The sequence below is a fragment of the Mesorhizobium sp. ISC11 genome, from assembly GCF_037162595.1.
GTDB lineage: Bacteria > Pseudomonadota > Alphaproteobacteria > Rhizobiales > Rhizobiaceae > Mesorhizobium > Mesorhizobium ciceri.
The window spans coordinates 2,140,466-2,159,231 of sequence record NZ_JAVSPW010000001.1; the positions used below are offsets into that span (position 1 = coordinate 2,140,466).

General features: G+C 61.8%; 18 protein-coding genes. 12 read left to right on the top strand and 6 right to left on the bottom strand.

Translation table 11 applies throughout. The features are described 5' to 3' along the window. The first annotated feature begins 5 nt into the window (after positions 1–5). Positions 6–1,043 carry a hydantoinase/oxoprolinase family protein gene (locus RPF88_RS10690; RefSeq protein ID WP_127367219.1) on the top strand — a complete coding sequence of 346 codons (1,038 nt, stop codon included), beginning with the start codon at positions 6–8 and terminating at the stop codon, positions 1,041–1,043. 20 nt (positions 1,044–1,063) lie between these two features. Here RPF88_RS10690 and RPF88_RS10695 read toward each other — a convergent pair whose 3' ends face one another. The 4 genes from RPF88_RS10695 to RPF88_RS10710 are packed head-to-tail and all read right to left on the bottom strand — an operon-like array spanning position 1,064 to position 5,430. Beyond that, positions 1,064–1,654: a DUF447 domain-containing protein gene (locus RPF88_RS10695; RefSeq protein ID WP_127367220.1), complete on the bottom strand. Its 591-nt coding sequence runs from the start codon at positions 1,652–1,654 to the stop codon at positions 1,064–1,066. A 4-nt stretch (positions 1,655–1,658) separates the two neighbouring features. Then, the gene (locus tag RPF88_RS10700) at positions 1,659–3,053 is read right to left on the bottom strand and encodes a DUF6513 domain-containing protein (protein WP_127371818.1); all 1,395 of its coding nucleotides are present in this window, start codon (positions 3,051–3,053) and stop codon (positions 1,659–1,661) included. Beyond that, the gene (locus RPF88_RS10705; protein ID WP_013532041.1) at positions 3,046–3,597 is read right to left on the bottom strand and encodes a flavoprotein; all 552 of its coding nucleotides are present in this window, start codon (positions 3,595–3,597) and stop codon (positions 3,046–3,048) included. Before RPF88_RS10705 ends, RPF88_RS10700 begins: the two co-directional genes overlap by 8 nt. A 3-nt stretch (positions 3,598–3,600) precedes the next feature. After that, positions 3,601–5,430: a (5-formylfuran-3-yl)methyl phosphate synthase gene (locus RPF88_RS10710; RefSeq protein ID WP_127385712.1), complete on the bottom strand. Its 1,830-nt coding sequence runs from the start codon at positions 5,428–5,430 to the stop codon at positions 3,601–3,603. Positions 5,431–5,680: 250 nt separating this feature from the next. Here RPF88_RS10710 and RPF88_RS10715 point away from each other — a divergent pair, with 250 nt between their 5' ends. From RPF88_RS10715 to RPF88_RS10740, 6 genes are all read left to right on the top strand, one after another. Further along, entirely contained in the window at positions 5,681–6,910 is a 1,230-nt protein-coding gene (locus RPF88_RS10715) for an ABC transporter substrate-binding protein (RefSeq protein ID WP_337122391.1), read from the top strand. Between the two features lie 21 nt (positions 6,911–6,931). After that, on the top strand, positions 6,932–7,903 hold the full coding sequence (locus tag RPF88_RS10720; RefSeq protein WP_013532045.1) for a YVTN family beta-propeller repeat protein: 972 nt from the start codon (positions 6,932–6,934) through the stop codon (positions 7,901–7,903). Between the two features lie 29 nt (positions 7,904–7,932). Beyond that, positions 7,933–8,376 (top strand): hypothetical protein, encoded by a 444-nt coding sequence (locus RPF88_RS10725; RefSeq protein WP_013532046.1) that lies wholly within the window; start codon positions 7,933–7,935, stop codon positions 8,374–8,376. A gap of 57 nt (positions 8,377–8,433) precedes the next feature. Beyond that, the gene (locus tag RPF88_RS10730; RefSeq protein WP_013532047.1) at positions 8,434–9,222 is read left to right on the top strand and encodes an ATP-binding cassette domain-containing protein; all 789 of its coding nucleotides are present in this window, start codon (positions 8,434–8,436) and stop codon (positions 9,220–9,222) included. Positions 9,223–9,257: 35 nt separating this feature from the next. Further along, positions 9,258–10,094, top strand: coding sequence for an ABC transporter permease (locus RPF88_RS10735; protein WP_063173657.1), 837 nt, complete (start codon positions 9,258–9,260; stop codon positions 10,092–10,094). A 98-nt stretch (positions 10,095–10,192) separates the two neighbouring features. Beyond that, the gene (locus RPF88_RS10740) at positions 10,193–10,723 is read left to right on the top strand and encodes a hypothetical protein (protein ID WP_164919954.1); all 531 of its coding nucleotides are present in this window, start codon (positions 10,193–10,195) and stop codon (positions 10,721–10,723) included. Positions 10,724–10,739: 16 nt separating this feature from the next. Here the strand turns inward: RPF88_RS10740 and RPF88_RS10745 are convergent, their stop codons facing one another. Together RPF88_RS10745 and RPF88_RS10750 are read right to left on the bottom strand one after the other, a co-directional pair. Then, the gene (locus RPF88_RS10745; protein WP_013532050.1) at positions 10,740–10,940 is read right to left on the bottom strand and encodes a hypothetical protein; all 201 of its coding nucleotides are present in this window, start codon (positions 10,938–10,940) and stop codon (positions 10,740–10,742) included. 201 nt (positions 10,941–11,141) lie between these two features. Then, positions 11,142–12,080, bottom strand: coding sequence for a LysR family transcriptional regulator (locus RPF88_RS10750; RefSeq protein ID WP_013532051.1), 939 nt, complete (start codon positions 12,078–12,080; stop codon positions 11,142–11,144). Between the two features lie 123 nt (positions 12,081–12,203). On the opposite strand from RPF88_RS10750, the gene RPF88_RS10755 reads away from it, so the two are divergent. From RPF88_RS10755 to RPF88_RS10775, 5 genes are read left to right on the top strand one after another with little or no spacing between them, the layout of a single operon-like run. Next, a complete protein-coding gene (locus RPF88_RS10755) occupies positions 12,204–13,250 on the top strand; it encodes a class 1 fructose-bisphosphatase (RefSeq protein WP_013532052.1) in 1,047 nt (348 codons plus the stop codon). 8 nt (positions 13,251–13,258) lie between these two features. Beyond that, a complete protein-coding gene (locus RPF88_RS10760) occupies positions 13,259–14,131 on the top strand; it encodes a phosphoribulokinase (RefSeq protein ID WP_013532053.1) in 873 nt (290 codons plus the stop codon). 10 nt (positions 14,132–14,141) lie between these two features. Beyond that, a complete protein-coding gene (gene tkt, locus RPF88_RS10765) occupies positions 14,142–16,154 on the top strand; it encodes a transketolase (RefSeq protein ID WP_063172002.1) in 2,013 nt (670 codons plus the stop codon). Positions 16,155–16,165: 11 nt separating this feature from the next. Then, the gene (gene fba / locus RPF88_RS10770; protein WP_013532055.1) at positions 16,166–17,245 is read left to right on the top strand and encodes a class II fructose-bisphosphate aldolase; all 1,080 of its coding nucleotides are present in this window, start codon (positions 16,166–16,168) and stop codon (positions 17,243–17,245) included. Between the two features lie 21 nt (positions 17,246–17,266). Then, positions 17,267–18,760 carry a ribulose-bisphosphate carboxylase large subunit gene (locus RPF88_RS10775; RefSeq protein ID WP_013532056.1) on the top strand — a complete coding sequence of 498 codons (1,494 nt, stop codon included), beginning with the start codon at positions 17,267–17,269 and terminating at the stop codon, positions 18,758–18,760. The last annotated feature ends 6 nt before the right edge of the window (positions 18,761–18,766 follow it).

The window sequence follows — 18,766 nt, forward strand, 5'->3', positions numbered from 1 at the left end:
GAAGCGTGGAAAAAAGAAAGGGCATCATTGCCGGTTTCGACATTGGCGGCGCGCATCTGAAGGTGACCCGCGCACAAGACGGTCGCATCGTCGAGGCGGCAACGATCGCAACGCCGCTCTGGCAAGGGCTGGACAAGCTGGCTTCAGCCCTCGACGAAACGGCTCCGATCTACGCGGGTGCGGATCTCAACGCATTCACCATGACGGGCGAACTGTCGGACATCTTTCCGTCCCGCGATGCCGGCGTGGCGGCTCTGCTGGGTCAGATTTCCACCCATTTCCCCGCAGACAAAAAGCTGGTCTATGCCGGACCATCCGGTTTCGTCGGAGTCGAGCGGGCAGCGCAGCTGACCGCCGATGTGGCTTCCGCCAATTGGCACGCGACAGCCTTGTTGGTGGCAAAACTCGCCGGCGATGCCCTGTTCGTCGACATGGGCTCCACCACCACCGATATTATCGCCATCAAGAACAGCGCCGTGGCCAATGACGGCTACACCGATGCCGGACGGCTTCTAACCGGCGAATTGGTCTATACCGGCTTTACCAGGACATTCCTGTTCGGCGTAGCCTCGTCGGCTCCCGTCCATGGCAGGCTAACGCCGCTGATGAACGAATATTTCGCCTCGATCGCCGACGCTCACCGCATCCTGGGCGTGCTCGACGAGGACGACGACAGGCACCCTCCCGCCGACGGCAAGGAAAAGACCGTGGACGGCTCGATCGCGCGGCTGGCGCGCATGGTGGGGCGCGACGCCACCGACCTCACCCCGCCGGAATGGGGTGAAGTCGCGCGCTGGTTCAGCGAGCAGCAACTGCGCAAAGTGCACGATGCAGCCGCGCTGGTTGCCGGAACCCTGTCTCGGGATGTCCCGATCGTCGGCGCCGGAAGCGGTCGCTGGCAGATCAGGCGGCTGGCCGAACGCATGGAACGCAGTTACGTCGATTTCGCCGACATCATCCCCGCCGATGACACTGTTCGCGGGCAAGCGAGCAGCGCGGCACCCGCGTCCGCGGTAGCGCTTTTGGCGGCATATCCTTCGTAAGCAGGTTGCGGCGCTCGCGCCTATGCTCGCGGGTCCTCGCTACCCGAACCTTTGGCGGTCAAGTGATCGCTGATACGCTGCATCAGCCAGCCCCAGGCTTCCTTTTCGCCCTCGCCTGCGGTCTTTTCGATGGCAATTGAAAGGTAGGCAATTTCCGCCTCGATCTTGTCGCGCGGCAGCATGCCGAGCCGGCTGACCAGGATGGCCAGCTCAAGCACCGCCGCCTTGGCTCGGTTGAGGCCGGTGAACGGCGCGAGCGTTTCCTCCCGCACCACGCGGCAGAAATGGCGGGGGCGCACACCATTGTCATCGACCGCCCGGACTTCGAGGCCCGAATACGCCAGCGCCGCCTCGAGCCTCGGCACCGGAAACCCGTCAACCGGAACGGTTGGCCAATGCTTGCGGCCTGTCAGGCAGCCGGCAAAGACACGCACGTCGTCAGTATAATTGGCGATGGCGAACGGCACTTCGGCGAGATTGTCGAGCGTGACCGACGGCCGGAACGGCGCGATAACCCAACCGTCATTCTCGGCAATGATGCCAATCGGCGCGATGTGGACGTTGCCTGCCTTATTGACCGTCGTGATGATCGATTCGCGAATGTAGGGCATGGTCCTAGCGCTCTTTCCTTGCGCGGAGCGTCTTGCCCGGCTCGGCAAGACGGGTACGGTCGGTTTCGGGTGCCGGCGCGGCAACGCCCCATGCGAGCGGCTCGTCCTGCACATAACGCTTGCCGAGCCGCCACGCGATCTCCGCCTTCATCAGTTCCGCGCCGAGGTAAAAAGCGTGTGCGCCGTCGGCGTTGACGTCCAGCCCGGCAAAAAGTTCGAACGCATCCGTGGCAACCGCATGCCCTTTGCTATTGAAAACATGGATGCCGTCCTCCGCTACCGCGATCCGGAAGTTGGCATCGCGCACCTGGGCCGCCAATGCCTCGATATCGTCGGTTGAGGCTGTGAAAGGCTTGCGATCGTGGACCTGCAACAGGCCTGGGTGATAGCCGCGCGGCAACGCGCCGTCCGTGCAAGCAGCCAACATGACGCGGCGGGCGATATCGTGCTCCTCGATCGTCCGCACCGTGTGTGGGCTGACATGCACCGCCAGCACGTTCCGGATCCGGAGTTCCGAGCAGAGCCCCGCTAGCACGGCTGTAACGCCGGAACTGTCGGCGTCGGTCAATTCGGTGAGATTGCCGGTGCCCATCAGCAATTCGATGTCCGGCCAACGGCGCCGCGCCTCGATGAAGCGCCCGAGTGAAACGGCGAAGCCGAAATGGATCGGGTCGAGCACGGGATCGGCAATGAAGGCGACGCCGGCCTTTTGTGCCGCGGTAATCGCCCGGCCGAGCGAATCCAGATCGCCGGGGATGGAGGGTATCAACACTGCCGTAGCCCGATGGTCGAAGATCAACGGCAGCGTGTTCTCATCGAGGCTGAGAAGATAGTCCGCGCCGGCGTGCGCACCGATCGACAGTTCGTCTGCGCTGGCCGAATCGACGCTGACCACAAACCCCTGTGCCTTGAGTGCCCGCACTGCCTCAGCCAGCAACGGAAACGGCGTCTCCGGCAGGCAGCCCAGATCGATGACATCCGCGCCGGCCGCAGCCAGCATCGAGGCCCTCGCCATCAGGGCCTCGACCGACAGCATCGGCGCATCGACGATCTCGGCGAAGATGCGCATATCGTGACGCGTCAGATCGGGCGGTTTGCCCGCCCGGCCAAGGAAGGCCGGAAGGTCGGCGATCTCGTCGGGGCCGCGCACAAAGGGCACGCCGAAATGCTCCGACAGGTGTTCGATGTTTCCCCGATAGCGTCCGGGCAGGATGACGCGGTCGACGTCTCCTGTCAGAGTGAGCCGACGCTTCACGATGTCCTCGCTCATCAGCGCGGCGACCTTGACGCCGACGTCGACGATTTCCCACGCGAATTCGGTTCTGCCCAGCCCGGTCAGCAGCCGTTCCAGCCGCGCCTTGGCCAGATGGCCGGTAAGAAAAACCAGCCGCTCAGCCATCGCTTGCGAGTTCGGCCTGGCGCCGTGTGAGCGAGGCTTCGAGATCAGCGAGCGACTCGACCACCAGGGTCCGCTCGAAACTCTTCAACTGTTTGGTATTTTCCAGGTCGATCCTGCGCGGATAGACCTTGACCAGTCCGTGCGGTGCCTGGGTTTCGAGTTCCGGCGCAGTGTCGCAAGCAAAGACGATGGCTGGCACACGGCACTTTCCCGCTTGAGCAAAGACATTGGTAGCGAGCGTGTCGGAAATGCCATGCACGCATTTGGCGACCGTGTTGGAAGTGGCCGGCGCCACCACGACCGTGTGATAGACACCGTGGTAGAATTCGCCGACCGGGATCGCGCTTGCGGTCTTGTCGTGCAGCACGCGCGTCGTCTCCGGGAAATCAAGTTTAAGCTTGTACATGCGCAGGACTTCGTTGGCGGCCTTAGACACGAAGACATCGCAATGTTCGAGCTGGCGAACAAGTGCGAAGCTCTCCGTAAAAAAATGCCCGGAACCCGTCAAAACCCACGCCCAGCGCGGCACATGCAGCTTCACCATCGGCTATCCCGCCTTCTTTGCCGACGACCCTGTTGAAGCCACTATCCGGATGCCGGGCAGCTTGCCCGACGCGAGCATCGCGCCGGCCCCGGCAGCATCCTTCGGACCGGCGAGATGGAAATCGATGCCGTCGGGCAGCATGGCGGCAAAGCCTGGGTCGACAATGCCTCGGGCCCTCAGGCTGTCAGCGGTATCGCTGTCGAAGAATGCACCGGTCTGCTTGACAAGCAACAGCGCGTTTGCGCCAAGCTTGCCGGCAAGCCAGGCGGACAGAGAATCGGAGGTAATGTCCCAGGAGGCCGGAACATCCAGCGCCGCCAGTGCCAGTGACGACGGCAGCCACACCGGAATCTTCCCCGCCTCCAACACTCGCCCGATCTCGTCCAGCGACCGTGCCGGCGCCAGCCTTTCGTCCCGGTCGAGGATGACATGGCCGAACTGCTCCATGGCCAGGATCGCCATGGCATGAGCGGCGGTGTCGGAAAACTCCATGCTCGTCTGCGTCTCGCGCACATGATCGGCAAAGAGCCCGCCGCCGGGCACGATGACGATCGGCAGCCTGGAACCCGCCAGCGCTGCGATCCAGCTCTTCATCTCCGCCGCATGGGCCGTGCTGCCGCCAAGCTTGACGATGGCCCGTCGAAGCATTTCGGGGCGCTCCTGGCGCGGCCGGAAAACAACGCTTCGGTCTTTTCGGCCAGCAATGCCGGAGGCAGCACCGCGTCCCGCCGATTGGCGCTTGCGTTCGATCTCAACGCCGACGCCGCCAGGGCCGAGCTCGAGCTTTTCGACCCTAACCGTGACGCGCACGACACGCTGGTTCTCCAGCACGTGCGCTGCCACCTGCTCGGCCAAAGCCTCGCTGAGCTGGATATGGCCCCGCGCGACGATGGTGCGAATGCCGTCCATGATGATGTCGTAGGAGAACACATGGCGCATGTCCTCGGGATGGTCGGTGATTTGCAGCACGTCGGCGATCACATCAAAGCGCACTTTTTGAGTATGGCCATGCTCGAAGCTGTAGGCACCGATCTGGACCGGCAGAACAAAATCCCGCACAAAAATCCTGTCCGTGCCCAGTGTCGGGTCGGTGTCCGGCGAATAGCCTCTCGCTGCCAACAGGCGATAGTCGATACTCGATTGATCGCCGGTCCCGGATTCCGCTGGGATCAACTCGCGAATCCGCGAGACCGCCTCGGCGCTGATCGAACTCGTGCGACCGGAATGGCCACACAGCGCCCCCCGAAAGCCGAGAAAATCGGGAGCGAAAGGCAATAGGCGCGGAATGTCCGGAGCTTCCAGCGATCCACTCAGGCCGACCATCAGACCGAGCGATTTCGTTCGATCGACGAATCCCGGAATACGCTCCGGCGGCAGATGATCGAGCAGCCGGCCCTTCCCCTTTTGCGCGGTATCAACCATCACGCCGTGGAAGCGATGCCTGGCGAACATCGGCAGAAGCTCGAAGTCCGGCGCCAGATCGGCAAACAGCACGGCAATCAGCTTCGTTCGTGCGGCGAGCGGTTCAAGCGCCTGTGCGCAGGCAGAGATATTTGCCGAAGGAAAAAATCCGATCTTCACATAGTCGACGCCGGTCGCCGCGATCTCTTCGGCCTTTATGCGGATCGTTTCGGGTTCCATCGGCAGGTCGCCGCAGACAGCGCTGACCGGAGCCCGACCCGCGATGAAAGAGATCGTTCGGAGCATGGTTTCCATGGACACCGCGCCCAGGGCTCCCGCCTTCGGGTCCTTCAGGTCGACGATATCGACACCTCCAGAAAGAGCGATCTCCGCCTCTTCGATGCCGGTGACGCTTGCCAGCATTCTGGTCATTTGAACAGTTTCTCCAGTTTGGAGGACAAGACGCTTTTATAGAGGCGGTCGATCCCCCTGCGCCACGTCTCGCCGGTGTTGCCATGCGAATCGACGCTGGCGACCTTCCGCACCGTTCTGGCAGGCGCGAAAAGTCGTCCTATAGGGTTTGATAAATTTTGCGGGTCGGCTAAGTTGATCATGGGCACCTTGACTTGGCGCGGGTCCGGCAACCGTCGAACCTCTGCGCAAGAATGGGTAATTACTATCGATGACGAGCGCGGTGCCAGGCACTCTCGCTGCCTTTTTGTGCTTTTTTTCCCTGACCGTCAACGTTTCCGACGCGACAGGCCAGGAAACGGTGGCGAAGCCGGAAAAAAAGATAACTGAAATCAAGATAGGCTATTTGCGGGCCTACGCACCGCAATTGACGCTTTCCATGCTCGACCTGCCGCCACGTGACGAAGGTGTCGCCGGTGCCGAGGTAGCGATCGGCGACAACAACACGACGGGAAAGTTCACCGACCAGAAATTCAGCCTCGACGTGACCGAGGTCAAGCCCGACGGCGACGCGGTTCAGGCATTCGAAGGCATGATCGCCAAGGGCGACCGCTATGTGGTCGCCGATCTTTCAGCCAAACAATTGCTGTCGATCGCCGACATCGCCCGCGACAAAGGCGTGCTGATCTTCAACGTCGGCGCCACCGACGACAGCCTTCGCGAGGAGGACTGCCGCATCAACGTTTTCCATATCGCGCCGACGCGCAGCATGCTGGCCGACGCGCTGGCGCAGTATCTCATGGTGAAGAAGTGGCCGAATTGGGTGCTGCTCTATGGATCGCATGAGCAGGACCATCTCTACGCCGATGCGCTGCGCCGCGCGGCAACCCGCTTCGGCGGCCAGATCGTCGCCGAGAAGGAATTCAAGGATACCGGCACAGCCAGGCGCACCGACACCGGCGCCACGCAGATACAGCAGCAGATTTCCGTGTTCACGCAAGACCTCCCGGAGCACGACGTGGTGCTTGTCGCCGACGAAAGCGAGGTTTTCGGCACCTACGTGCCCTACCGCACCTGGACGCCGCGGCTGGTCGCCGGCACGGCCGGTCTGGTTGCATCGTCATGGCATCCCGCCAGCGAACAATGGGGCGGCATCCAGATGCAGAGCCGCTTCCTGAAGACGACGAGCCGGCGGATGCTCTCCAAAGACATGTCGGCCTGGACCGCGGTGCGTGCGGTCGGCGAGGCCACCACGCGCACCAAGGGCGACGATGCGAAAAAGATCAGCGACTATATACGCTCTGACGATTTTTCGGTTGCTGCTTTCAAGGGGCAGAAGCTGACCTTCCGCAAATGGAACCTCCAGCTTCGCCAGCCGATCTTGCTTGGCGATACCAAGTCGGTCGTCTCGACATCGCCACAGGAGGGCTATCTTCACCAGGTCTCCGAACTCGACACTCTCGGTGTCGATCAGCCGGAAACGAAATGCGCTCTCAAGTAGAGTCAATCGGGAGGAATTTGCGTGCAGAAACGAGCTTGCGCATTCGCCATTCTCGCGGCCGGCTTCACGGCCAGCCCGGCATCGGCCTATACGGCTTACGTGTCCAACGAGAAGGACAACACGATGACCGTCGTCGACACGGCGACGATGCAGGTGGTGAAGACCGTCGAAGTCGGCCAGAGACCTCGCGGCATCACCATCTCGCATGACGGCAAATTCGTCTATCTATGCGCCAGCGATGACGACACGATCCAAATCATCGACACCGCGACACTTGAAATCGTCGGTACGCTGCCATCCGGCCCCGATCCCGAATTGTTCGTCCTCTCGCCCGACGGCAAGACGCTTTATGTCGCCAATGAGGACGACAATCTCGTCACCGCCATCGACGTCGAAAGCAAGCAGGTCCTGGCCGAGATACCAGTCGGCGTGGAGCCGGAAGGCATGGGTGTCAGCCCCGACGGCAAGACCATGGTCAACACCTCGGAAACCACCAGCATGGCGCATTTCATCGACACCGGCACGCATGAGGTGACCGACAATGTGCTGGTCGACACGCGTCCTCGCTTCGCCGAATTCAAGCCCGACGGCTCGCAGGTCTGGGTCAGCGCCGAGGTCGGCGGCACCGTCAGCGTCATCGACAACGCCAAACGCGAAGTGGTGAAGAAGATCCAGTTCGCGATTCAGGGACTGCGGGCCGAAACCATCCAGCCGGTAGGCATCGCCATCAGCGCCGATGGCAAGAAAGCCTATGTCGCGCTCGGCCCGGCGAACCATGTCGCGGTGATCAATACCGACACTTATGAGGTGGAAAAATACATCCTCGTCGGCCAGCGCGTCTGGCATCTGGCCTTCACGCCCGACCAGAAAACGTTGATCACCACGAATGGCAATTCCAACGATATCACCTTCATCGACACGGCCACCGACGAGCCGGTCCAATCGCTCACTGTGGGCCAGCAGCCCTGGGGTGTGGTCATTTCGCCCAAATAGCAGACATTGATCATCGGGAGGCTCAAGACATGAAACTTTGCCGTAGGTTTTTCTTCGCCGCGCTCGCCGGATTTGTCCTTGCTCCGATCGTAGCAAACGCCGACGATGCGACGTCAAAACCGTCGCGTGCCAGCAAGAACCTGCCGGAATTGATTATCGGTTCGGCCGATTCCACCTATGCGGTCAATCAGAAGGACTTCGAGCTGATCGCCGGCCAGGGCTATCGCTGGAAGATCACCTCCAAGGGCGGTTTCGAGTACAAGTTCGTGACCGACCTCTTCCGCAATGTCTGGATGGACCAGATCGTCATCAACGATTTGGAAGTGCATATGGACGGCGGACCGGCCTGGCTGGAATTCGACGACGCGGGAACGATCCAGGTGCAGTTCCATACTGTTCGCCCGGGCGAATATACCTGGTCGGTTCCCGACCTTGCCGACAAGGGACTGAAGGGCAAGATTACGATCAAGTAAGACAAAAGGCGATCAGGGGCGCCAATAGGCCAACGCGTCCTGAAGGAGCGACCCGGCATGCAGCATATGAGGACAAGCGGACCGGGAGACGAGGTGGCGGCGCTCGATGTCCGAGCCGTCAGCCATTCCTACGGCCAGAAGCGGGCGCTCAACGACGTCTCCTTCTCGATCGCGCCGGCGACTTTCACCGTTCTGCTCGGCCTCAACGGGGCCGGCAAGACGACGCTGTTCTCACTGATAAGCCACCTCTACGACACGCGTCACGGATCGATCCGCATCTTCAGCCATGACATTCGCCGCGCGTCCGGCGAAGCACTCAGACGGGTCGGCATCGTGTTCCAGGCACGCACGCTCGATCTCGACCTCAGCGTCTACCAGAATCTCTCCTACCATGCCTCGCTGCATGGCATTGGCGGACGCGAAGCTCGCCAGCGCATTGCCGCGCTGCTGGAAACGGTCGACATGCAGGGCCGCCAGCATGACAAGGCACGCAGCCTCTCCGGCGGTCAGATGCGGCGCATCGAAATCGCCAGGGCGCTGCTGCACCGACCTTCCCTGCTCCTGCTTGACGAGGCGACCGTCGGCCTGGATATCGAATCTCGTGCGGGCATCCTCGCCACCATCCGCAAGCTCGTCCAAGCAGAGGGCATCGGCGTGCTCTGGGCCACGCATCTGATCGACGAAGTCGAAGACGCCGACCATGTCGTCATACTGCGGCGGGGTGACCTGGTCGCCAGCGGCAAGGTGTCGGATGTGATCCGTGCGAACGGCGGAAGTTCGATTCGCGAAACCTTTTCGAAGCTCAGCCGCGTCGATGCGGCGGGCATGACGGAGACGTTGCCATGAGCGCTCCTGCGATGCCCGGAAAGGTCGCCGGCATCATGCCGTTGCGGTCTGAGCCATTCGGCCTGCGCCACTATCTCATTTGCCTGAAAGGCGTCGTCCTGCGCGAGTGCCTGCGCTTCCTGCACCAGCGCGAACGCTTCATTTCCTCGCTGGTCCGGCCGCTCGTCTGGCTGTTCATCTTCGCGGCCGGCTTTCGCCAGGTGCTTGGCGTGTCGATCATCCCGCCCTACAAGACCTATGTGCTCTACGAGGTCTATATCACGCCGGGCCTTTGCGGCATGATCCTGCTGTTTTCCGGCATGCAGTCTTCGCTGTCGATGGTCTACGACCGCGAGATGGGCAACATGCGCATCCTGCTGGTCAGCCCGTTTCCGCGCTGGTTCCTGCTGGTGTCGAAGATGCTGGCCGGTGTGGCCGTATCGATCGTGCAGGTCTACGCGTTCCTGATCGTTGCCTGGTTGTGGGGCGTCAAAGCGCCGCCACTCGGCTATCTCTATGTTCTGCCGGCACTGTTCCTGTCGGGCATGATGCTTTGCGCGCTCGGCATGCTCTTGTCTTCGCTGATCAAGCAGCTTGAAAACTTCGCCGGCATCATGAACTTCGTCATCTTTCCCGGCTATTTCGCGTCTCCGGCGCTGTATCCCTTGTGGCGCATCCAGGAGGCGAGCCCCCTGCTCTACAAGATCTGCCTCTGCAACCCGTTCACCTATGCCGTCGAACTGATCCGTTTTGCCTTCTACGGGCAGATCGAATGGCTGTCGCTGGGCGTCGTCGCCGGCTGCACGCTGCTGTTCCTGGGCGGCGCCATCATCGCATACGACCCTTCGCGCGGTTTGGTGATCCGCAAACAGGACATGGGAGGAAACGCCTGATGGCGCGAATGAGACTTGTTCACACTCTGGTTCTGGTCACCACGCTTGCGTCGATGGGGGGCGCCGGCGCGGCAAACACCGATCCCGACTGGCCCTGCATGCAGCGTAAGGTGCCACAGCTCTCGCTTGGCCAGATCTGGAATGGGCCGGAGCTTCCGGCGACCGCGAAGGATTGGGCGAAGGATCCAGGCGTGTCGGCGCTTGTCGATGCTGTGGCGGCCCGGCGGACGCCGATTGCACAAGCCCAGAAAGAGATCAAGGATTTCGCGACTTCCCTACCGCCCGAGCAGGTCGCAACCAAAATGACGATGCTGGTGCAGGGAATGTTCGATCACATGGACGCCGAGCGTTCGCACGTGATCTCCGGCATCTCCCGCTATGCCCACAAACAGCTGGAAATGGCGGCACAGTTGCGCAAGGAAGCATCCGAAGTGGACGCGCTGCGCGCCAAGGCCGATGCGGATCCGGACGAAGTAGAACGGCGAACCGATCAACTGAATTTCGCGACGCGAATTTTCAACGAACGCGTCCAGTCGCTGACTTATGTCTGCGATGTGCCGACGATAATCGAGCAGCGGCTTTACCAGTTGTCGAAGACTGTCTCGGAAACGCTCATCGTGAAGAAATAGACCTTGGCCGCCTGTCTCACGACTCTCTGCCAGGCAGCACACGCCAGCGCTGCACGAAATAACCGGGATGCGTCTCGATCCACCTTGCCACCAGCGGCTGCGCCTGCATGAAGGCAGTCCCGGGATTCATCGCCAGACCGTCTACCATTTCCTCGCGTTGTTCGCAGGTCCGCGGTCCATCCGTCAGGCAGACCATCATAACGAGTGTGTAAAGCATTACCCCTTTTCCCCATCGAATTCCCGAACCCATACCCGGGAGAGTTCCGAACAGTCTGCAGGGGTTGCACATACAGATCGCTTACGGTGTGAAAGGACGTGGCCCCCGCTCTTTCGCACTGCAACATAACATATCGCTTATATAATACCAACGAGCGCGGGCGTTCTCCACCGGACTTTCATCCGTTGCGCTCGTGCAGTGTCATCCAGCCTTGTCTGGATACAGCTTTCCGAAAAGGGGCAGGTACATTGCGCCCTTGCGCATCAGGAAATCGTTGAATGTGGCCATCGCCGGCGAGATTGCGTGATCGGTTCGCATCACCGAGAACCATTGTCGGCGGATCGGCATGCCGACAACGTCGAGGATGACAAGCCGGCCTGCCTCGGTTTCCGCAGCGATGGTGTGAGCAGAGATGAAGGCGATGCCCAGACCAGCCATCACCGCCTGCTTGATCGTTTCGTTCGAGGCCATCTCGACACCGAGGTCGTCGATGCGCCCAGGCACGTCGCTCAGGAATATTTCCAACGAGATACGGGTTCCGGAGCCGGGCTCGCGAATAAGGAAATGCTCCTCGGCAATCCGCTCCTTGGAGATATCGCGCGCCGCCACCAAGGGATGGTCGGGCGGCGCGATGATGACCAGCGGGTGATCACCGAAGACCGAAGCACGCACCGGAACCTCTTTCGCCGGACGCCCCATCAGCGCGATATCGATGTCGTGGTTCCTGAGGTTGTCGATCGTCTGGGCACGATTGCCGATGGCAAGCCGCATGTCGATGTCGGGATGGTCCTTCATGAACGCAGCCATCAGCCGCGGCGCGAAATATTTGGCTGTGGAAACGACGCCGAGCCTCAAGCTGCCGGTGCGTACGCCCTTGATGGCATCCATCTTGTCTTCGAGCAAACCGAGATGCTCCTCGATAACCTGCGCTGTCTCGACGAAAGCCAGACCTGCGGCAGTGGGACGCATGCCGTCCGACGTTCGGTCGAACAGAGCCAGCTGGAATTCTTCCTCCACTTGTCGCAGTTGGATTGTCAGCGCTGGAGGAGACAGGCCTAACATCTTGGCTGCGCTGACAATTTTGCCGCACTTGATGATTGCCTGGACGGTCTTGAAATGCTTGAGCGTGAGATTTCTCATGTCGCATACTAAATTGTTTTTACTGACTAGGTAAAGTTATTGAATTTTACTTATCGTGCGACGTTTGTTTCCATTCCTCCAGTCCAGCCGCTCCGAGGAGATGCGGCGGGAGGGGAGGTTACGATGCCAGCGGCAACGCTCGACGCTTTTCTGAACTCCTATCTCGGCCAGCCAGACGAATTCCGCTCGGCCGTTGTGACGACCGTTCGTCAGTTGACACAGGCCGCCATCAAGGTCCGCAACACCATCAACCAAGGGGTGCTCGGCGCCGCCTTTGCCGAGACCCGTGGCGCCAATGCCGACGGCGACGTCCAGAAGGATCTCGACGTCTTCTCCGACGACATCTTCCTCGACGCCATGCGCCGTGCGCCGGTGGCGCTTTACGCCTCCGAGGAGCTGGAGCAGCCAGTCCTGCTCGACAGGCAAGCGCCACTCGCCATTGCGATCGACCCGCTCGACGGCTCTTCCAACATCGACACCAACGTGTCGATCGGAACGATCTTCTCGCTCCTGACCGCAACTGGCGCGCCGGACGCTGATCCGGCCGCCTCTTTCTTGCAGGCGGGCGTGAACCAGCTAGGCGCCGGTTTCTTCATCTATGGGCCGCAGTTGGCACTCGTCCTGTCGCTCGGCAGCGGCACGCATGTCTTCGTCTTCTCGACAAGGCTCGGCACCTTCGTCCAGGCCTATGAAAGCCGGATCATTCCGCAACGCACTCAGGAGTTCGCCATCAACGCCGCCAACTACCGGCACTGGGACGAGGCTGTGCGGCTCTATGTCGACGACTGCCTGGAGGGCACCGAGGGACCGCGCGAGAAGGATTTCAACATGCGCTGGATCGCCTCTCTGGTCGCCGACTGTTACCGCATATTGATGCGCGGCGGCGTTTTTCTCTACCCCGGCGATCGGCGCAAGGGCTATGGTCAGGGACGGCTGCGCCTCGTCTACGAGGCCAACCCGATCGCCTATCTCATAGAGCAGGCTGGCGGTGCCGCCACCGACGCGATCACCCGCATCCTAGAAATCGAGCCGGAGAGCCTGCATCAGCGCGTGCCGATGATCTTCGGGTCGGCGCGGGAAGTCGCGCGCATCACGCGCTACCACACAGAGCCGAGCAACATCGGTGAGCGTGCGCCGCTGTTCAGCCGCCGCGGCCTGTTCAGAGCCTGAGCAGCACCATGTCAGCCAAGCACCCCATCATCACCATCACCGGGTCGTCGGGCGCCGGCACGACCTCGGTCAAGCGCATCTTCGAGCTGATTTTCCGGCGCGAGAACATCGAGGCCGCTTTCATCGAAGGCGACGCATTTCACCGCTACGACCGCGCGGCGATGAAGGCAAAGGTGGCCGAGGAGGAAAAGGCCGGCAACCCGAACTTCACCCATTTCAATGCCGCGGCCAACGAACTCGGAATTCTCGAAGAGGTGTTCGCGGAATATGGCCGCCGCGGAACCGGCAAGACCCGCACCTACATTCATGATGAGGAAGAGGAAAAGCAGCACGGCACGCCACCGGGAACCTTTACCGAATGGCGCGAATTCGCTCCCAGCGACCTGCTCTTCTACGAGGGGCTGCACGGCTGTGTCGTCACCGACACGATCAATCTGGCCAAGCATGCGGATCTCAAGATCGGCGTCGTGCCGGTCATCAATCTCGAATGGATCCAGAAGATCCATCGCGACCGTTCGACACGCGGCTATTCCACCGAGGCGGTGATGGACGTGATCCTGCGCCGGATGCCCGACTATGTCCGCTACATTGTCCCGCAATTCTCGCAGACCGCCATCAACTTCCAGCGCGTGCCGATCGTCGATACGTCCAACCCGTTCATCGCGCGCTGGATTCCGACACCCGACGAATCGATGCTGGTTATCCGCTTCGCCAATCCGCGCGGCATCGATTTTCCGTATCTGCTGTCGATGATCCACGACTCGTTCATGTCGCGGCCAAATTCCATCGTGGTGCCAGGCAACAAGCTCGATCTTGCCATGCAGCTGATCCTGACGCCGCTCATCCTGCAATTGGTTGAACGCAAGAGCCGTGTGTCGTGAGGAGGATGCAATGACCAGCCAAACAGCACTGAAGCCCGTCACCACAACCGCTCCCGTCTCGGAGCGCGACATGGCGAACGCCATTCGCGCGCTGGCGATGGACAGCGTCCAAAAGGCGAATTCGGGTCATCCTGGCATGCCGATGGGCATGGCCGATGTCGCAACGGTGCTGTTCAACCGCTTCATCAATATCGATCCGTCGAGACCGGACTGGCCCGACCGTGACCGTTTCGTGCTTTCAGCCGGCCACGGCTCGATGCTGCAATACGCGCTGCATCATCTGCTCGGCTACGAAGACATGCAGGTCGAGGAATTGCAGCGATTTCGGCAGCTGGGCAGCCGCACCGCCGGACATCCGGAATACGGCCATGCGCTTGGCGTGGAGACCACCACCGGACCGCTTGGACAGGGCATTTCCACGGCGGTCGGCATGGCGCTGGCGGAACGCATGCTTGCCGCCCGCTACGGTGCCGATCTGGTCGATCATCATACCTATGTGATTGCGGGCGACGGCTGCCTTCAGGAGGGAATCAGTCACGAGGCGATAGACCTCGCTGGTCACCTGAAGCTTTCCCGCCTGATCGTCTTCTGGGACGACAATGCGATTTCCATTGACGGGCCGACCTCCCTCTCCACGTCGATGGACCAGCCGGCGCGCTTCAAGGCCGCCGGCTGGGATGTCCAAAGTGTCGCCGGGCACGACATGGCAGCAGTCGCCGCGGCAATCGAGGCGGCGCGGCGGTCGGATCGGCCATCGCTGATTGCCTGCCGCACAGTGATCGGCATGGGTGCCCCCAATCTCGGCGGTTCGGAAAAGACGCACGGCGCACCGCTGGGTGAAGCAGAGATCGCCGCGACACGCGAAAACATCGGCTGGGCCCACGCGCCGTTCGAGGTGCCGGATGATATCCTTTTCGCCTGGCGCGAGATTGCCGGTCGCGGCGAAGCGATGCGGCGCGCCTGGGAGCAGCGGCTTGCCGCCTCGCCGCGACGCGAGGCTTTTGAAAACGCCGTCGCCGCCGAACTGGCCGACACGGTCTTCGACGCGCTCGAAGCCTTTCGTCGCGAACATGTCGAGAAGGCAACCAAGGTGGCGACGCGAAAAGCCTCCGAAATGGCGCTGGAGGCCATCAACGGCGCAACGGAATTGACCGTCGGCGGCTCGGCCGATCTGACGCACTCGAATCTGACGATCACCAAGGGCATGAACCGCATTGCGCCGAGTGACTATGCCGGCCGCTACATTCACTACGGCATTCGTGAGCACGGCATGGCGGCCGCCATGAACGGCATCGCGCTGCATGGAGGTTTCGTGCCCTATGGCGGTACGTTCCTGTGCTTCGCCGATTATGCGCGCGGCGCGATGCGGCTCTCGGCGCTCATGGGCCAGCGCGTCATCTATGTGATGACACACGATTCCATCGGCCTCGGCGAGGACGGCCCGACGCACCAGCCGGTCGAGCACCTTGCGATGCTGCGTGCGACGCCTAATCTCAACGTCTTCCGTCCGGCGGATGTCATCGAAACGGCGGAGTGCTGGGAACTCGCGCTGAAGAGCAAGGATCGGCCGAGCGTCCTGGTGCTGTCGCGCCAGAACCTGCCGATGCTGCGTCGGTCGCACAGTGACGAGAACCGCTCCCGCCAAGGTGCCTACGTCCTGCGCGAACCAGCCGAGCACCGTGCCGTCACCCTGATCGCCACCGGCTCGGAGGTCGAGATCGCGGTTGCTGCCGCCGAAAGGCTGGAGACCGAGCATGGTGTCGCCGCCGCCGTCGTGTCGATGCCGTGCTGGGAGCTTTTCGAGGAGCAGGAAAGCGCCACCCGCAAGGCCGTCCTCGGCTCGGCGCCGCGCGTCGCGGTCGAAGCGGCAGCCCGGCTGGGCTGGGACCGCTGGATCGGCGAGACCGGCGCTTTCGTCGGCATGACCGGCTTCGGCGCCAGCGCCCCTGCCCCCGACCTCTACCGGCATTTCAACATAACGTCCGAAGCGGTTGCTGCAGCGGCGCTGAAGCTCATCATCTAGGAGGATTCACAATGGCTCGCATCACCCTTCGCCAGCTTCTCGACCATGCCGCCGAGCACGGCTACGGCGTACCGGCATTCAACATCAACAACATGGAACAGGGCCTCGCCATCATGGAAGCGGCCAAGGCCTGCGACGCGCCTGTCATCATCCAGGCTTCGCGTGGCGCCCGGTCCTATGCCAACGACATCATGCTGGCCAAGATGATGGAGGCGCTGACCGAAATCCACCCAACCATCCCGCTATGCATCCATCAAGACCACGGCAACAGCGAGGCCACCTGCCTTTCCGCGATCCGCCACGGCTTCACCTCGGTGATGATGGACGGATCCTTGATGGCGGACGCCAAGACGCCGGCAAGCTACGACTACAACGTCGCCATAACCGAACGCGTCGCACGTATGGCGCATTGGGTCGGCGCTTCCGTCGAAGGCGAACTGGGCGTGCTTGGCTCGCTGGAAACCGGCCAAGGCGAGGCCGAGGATGGCCACGGCGCCGAAGGCGCGCTCTCCCACGACCAACTCTTGACCGATCCCGATCAGGCGGTCGACTTCGTGACCGCAACCCAGGTCGACGCGCTGGCGATTGCCTGCGGCACCTCGCACGGTGCCTACAAATTCACCCGCAAGCCGGACGGCGACATCCTGGCCATGCAGGTGATCGAGGCGATCCACGAGAAGCTGCCCAACACGCATCTGGTCATGCACGGCTCTTCCTCTGTGCCGCAGGAGTTGCAGGACATCATCAACAGATACGGCGGCGAGATGCCCCAGACTTTTGGCGTCCCGGTCGAGGAGATCGAGCGCGGCATCCGCTACGGCGTGCGCAAGGTCAATATCGACACCGATTGCCGCATGGCCATGGCCGGGCAGTTCCGCCGCGTCGCGACGGAAGACCCGCGCGAGTTCGATCCCCGCAAATTCCTGAAGCCCGCCATGGATGCCTTGCGCGACCTTTGCCGGGACCGCTTCGAGCGTTTCGGTACGGCGTCCAACGCCTCGAAGATCAAGGTCATCGCCATGGACGAGATGGCGAAACGTTACGCCGCGGGAAAACTCGACCCCCAAATCGCAACCGCGAAAGCCGCCTGAGCAACAAACAGGAGACCTGTCATGAACAAGATCGACATACTGCCAGCGGGGACGCTCAAGGAAGGCAAGGAGCGCTACAAGTCAGGGGTCATCCCCTACAAGAAGATGGGCTACTGGGAGCCTGACTACAGGCCCAAGGAAACCGATCTGATCGCCATGTTCCGGATCACGCCGCAACCCGGTGTCGACCACGAGGAGGCGGCAGCCGCCATCGCCGGTGAATCCTCCACCGCGACGTGGACCGTGGTGTGGACCGACCGGCTGACAGCTTGCGAGCTCTATCGCGCCAAGGCGTTCAGATCCGAGCCGGTGCCGAACACCGGTCCCGGAACCAAGACCGAGCAACAGTACTTCGCCTACATCGCCTACGACCTCGACCTGTTCGAGCCGGGCTCGATCGCCAACCTGACCGCATCGATCATCGGCAATGTGTTCGGCTTCAAGGCAGTCAAGGCTTTGCGGCTGGAAGACATGCGTATCCCGGTGGCGTATCTCAAAACCTTCCAGGGGCCGGCGACCGGCATCGTGGTGGAGCGTGAGCGGCTCGACAAGTTCGGCCGGCCGCTGCTCGGCGCGACGACGAAGCCGAAGCTTGGCCTGTCGGGACGCAATTACGGGCGCGTCGTTTATGAAGCGCTGAAGGGCGGCCTCGACTTCGTCAAGGACGACGAGAACATCAACTCGCAGCCCTTCATGCATTGGCGCGACCGCTTCCTCTACTGCATGGAGGCCGTGAACAAGGCGTCGGCCGCCACCGGCGAGGTCAAAGGCCATTATCTCAACGTCACCGCCGGCACGATGGAGGAGATGTACGAGCGCGCCGAATTCGCCAAGCAACTTGGCTCCTGCATTGTGATGATCGATCTGGTCATCGGCTACACGGCGATCCAGTCGATGGCCAAGTGGGCACGCCGCAACGACATGATCCTGCACCTGCACCGTGCCGGCAACTCGACCTATTCGCGCCAGAAGAACCACGGCATGAATTTCCGCGTCATCTGCAAATGGATGCGCATGGCCGGCGTCGACCACATCCATGCCGGCACGGTGGTCGGCAAGCTGGAAGGCGACCCGCTCATGATCAAGGGATTTTATGACACGCTGCGCGAGGAGCGCACGCCTCAGAACCTCGAAACCGGGCTGTTCTTCGATCAGGAATGGGCCTCGCTCAACAAGGTGATGCCCGTTGCCTCGGGCGGCATCCATGCCGGCCAGATGCACCAGTTGATCCACTATCTCGGCGAGGACGTCATCCTGCAGTTCGGCGGCGGCACGATCGGCCATCCGGACGGTATCCAGGCAGGCGCGACGGCCAATCGCGTCGCCTTGGAAGCGATGATCCTGGCCCGCAACGAGGGGCGCGATTATTTGCGCGAAGGGACCAAGATCCTCGAACAGGCGGCCAGATGGTGCACGCCGCTGAAGGCTGCCCTGGAGACCTGGAAGGACGTCACCTTCAACTACGAATCGACCGACACGGCCGACTTCGTGCCAACCGCAACGCCCAGCTTCTAGACGAAA

Excerpts from the sequence above, each read along its gene's own strand:
- RPF88_RS10695 (WP_127367220.1), bottom strand. The coding sequence starts at position 1,654 with ATGCCCTACATTCGCGAATCGATCATCACGACGGTCAATAAGGCAGGC.
- RPF88_RS10700 (WP_127371818.1), bottom strand. The coding sequence starts at position 3,053 with ATGGCTGAGCGGCTGGTTTTTCTTACCGGCCATCTGGCCAAGGCGCGG.
- RPF88_RS10705 (WP_013532041.1), bottom strand. The coding sequence starts at position 3,597 with ATGGTGAAGCTGCATGTGCCGCGCTGGGCGTGGGTTTTGACGGGTTCC.
- RPF88_RS10710 (WP_127385712.1), bottom strand. The coding sequence starts at position 5,430 with ATGACCAGAATGCTGGCAAGCGTCACCGGCATCGAAGAGGCGGAGATC.
- RPF88_RS10715 (WP_337122391.1), top strand. The coding sequence starts at position 5,681 with ATGACGAGCGCGGTGCCAGGCACTCTCGCTGCCTTTTTGTGCTTTTTT.
- RPF88_RS10725 (WP_013532046.1), top strand. The coding sequence starts at position 7,933 with ATGAAACTTTGCCGTAGGTTTTTCTTCGCCGCGCTCGCCGGATTTGTC.
- RPF88_RS10730 (WP_013532047.1), top strand. The coding sequence starts at position 8,434 with ATGCAGCATATGAGGACAAGCGGACCGGGAGACGAGGTGGCGGCGCTC.
- RPF88_RS10735 (WP_063173657.1), top strand. The coding sequence starts at position 9,258 with ATGCCGTTGCGGTCTGAGCCATTCGGCCTGCGCCACTATCTCATTTGC.
- RPF88_RS10740 (WP_164919954.1), top strand. The coding sequence starts at position 10,193 with ATGCAGCGTAAGGTGCCACAGCTCTCGCTTGGCCAGATCTGGAATGGG.
- RPF88_RS10745 (WP_013532050.1), bottom strand. The coding sequence starts at position 10,940 with ATGCTTTACACACTCGTTATGATGGTCTGCCTGACGGATGGACCGCGG.
- RPF88_RS10750 (WP_013532051.1), bottom strand. The coding sequence starts at position 12,080 with ATGAGAAATCTCACGCTCAAGCATTTCAAGACCGTCCAGGCAATCATC.
- RPF88_RS10755 (WP_013532052.1), top strand. The coding sequence starts at position 12,204 with ATGCCAGCGGCAACGCTCGACGCTTTTCTGAACTCCTATCTCGGCCAG.
- RPF88_RS10760 (WP_013532053.1), top strand. The coding sequence starts at position 13,259 with ATGTCAGCCAAGCACCCCATCATCACCATCACCGGGTCGTCGGGCGCC.
- tkt (WP_063172002.1), top strand. The coding sequence starts at position 14,142 with ATGACCAGCCAAACAGCACTGAAGCCCGTCACCACAACCGCTCCCGTC.
- fba (WP_013532055.1), top strand. The coding sequence starts at position 16,166 with ATGGCTCGCATCACCCTTCGCCAGCTTCTCGACCATGCCGCCGAGCAC.
- RPF88_RS10775 (WP_013532056.1), top strand. The coding sequence starts at position 17,267 with ATGAACAAGATCGACATACTGCCAGCGGGGACGCTCAAGGAAGGCAAG.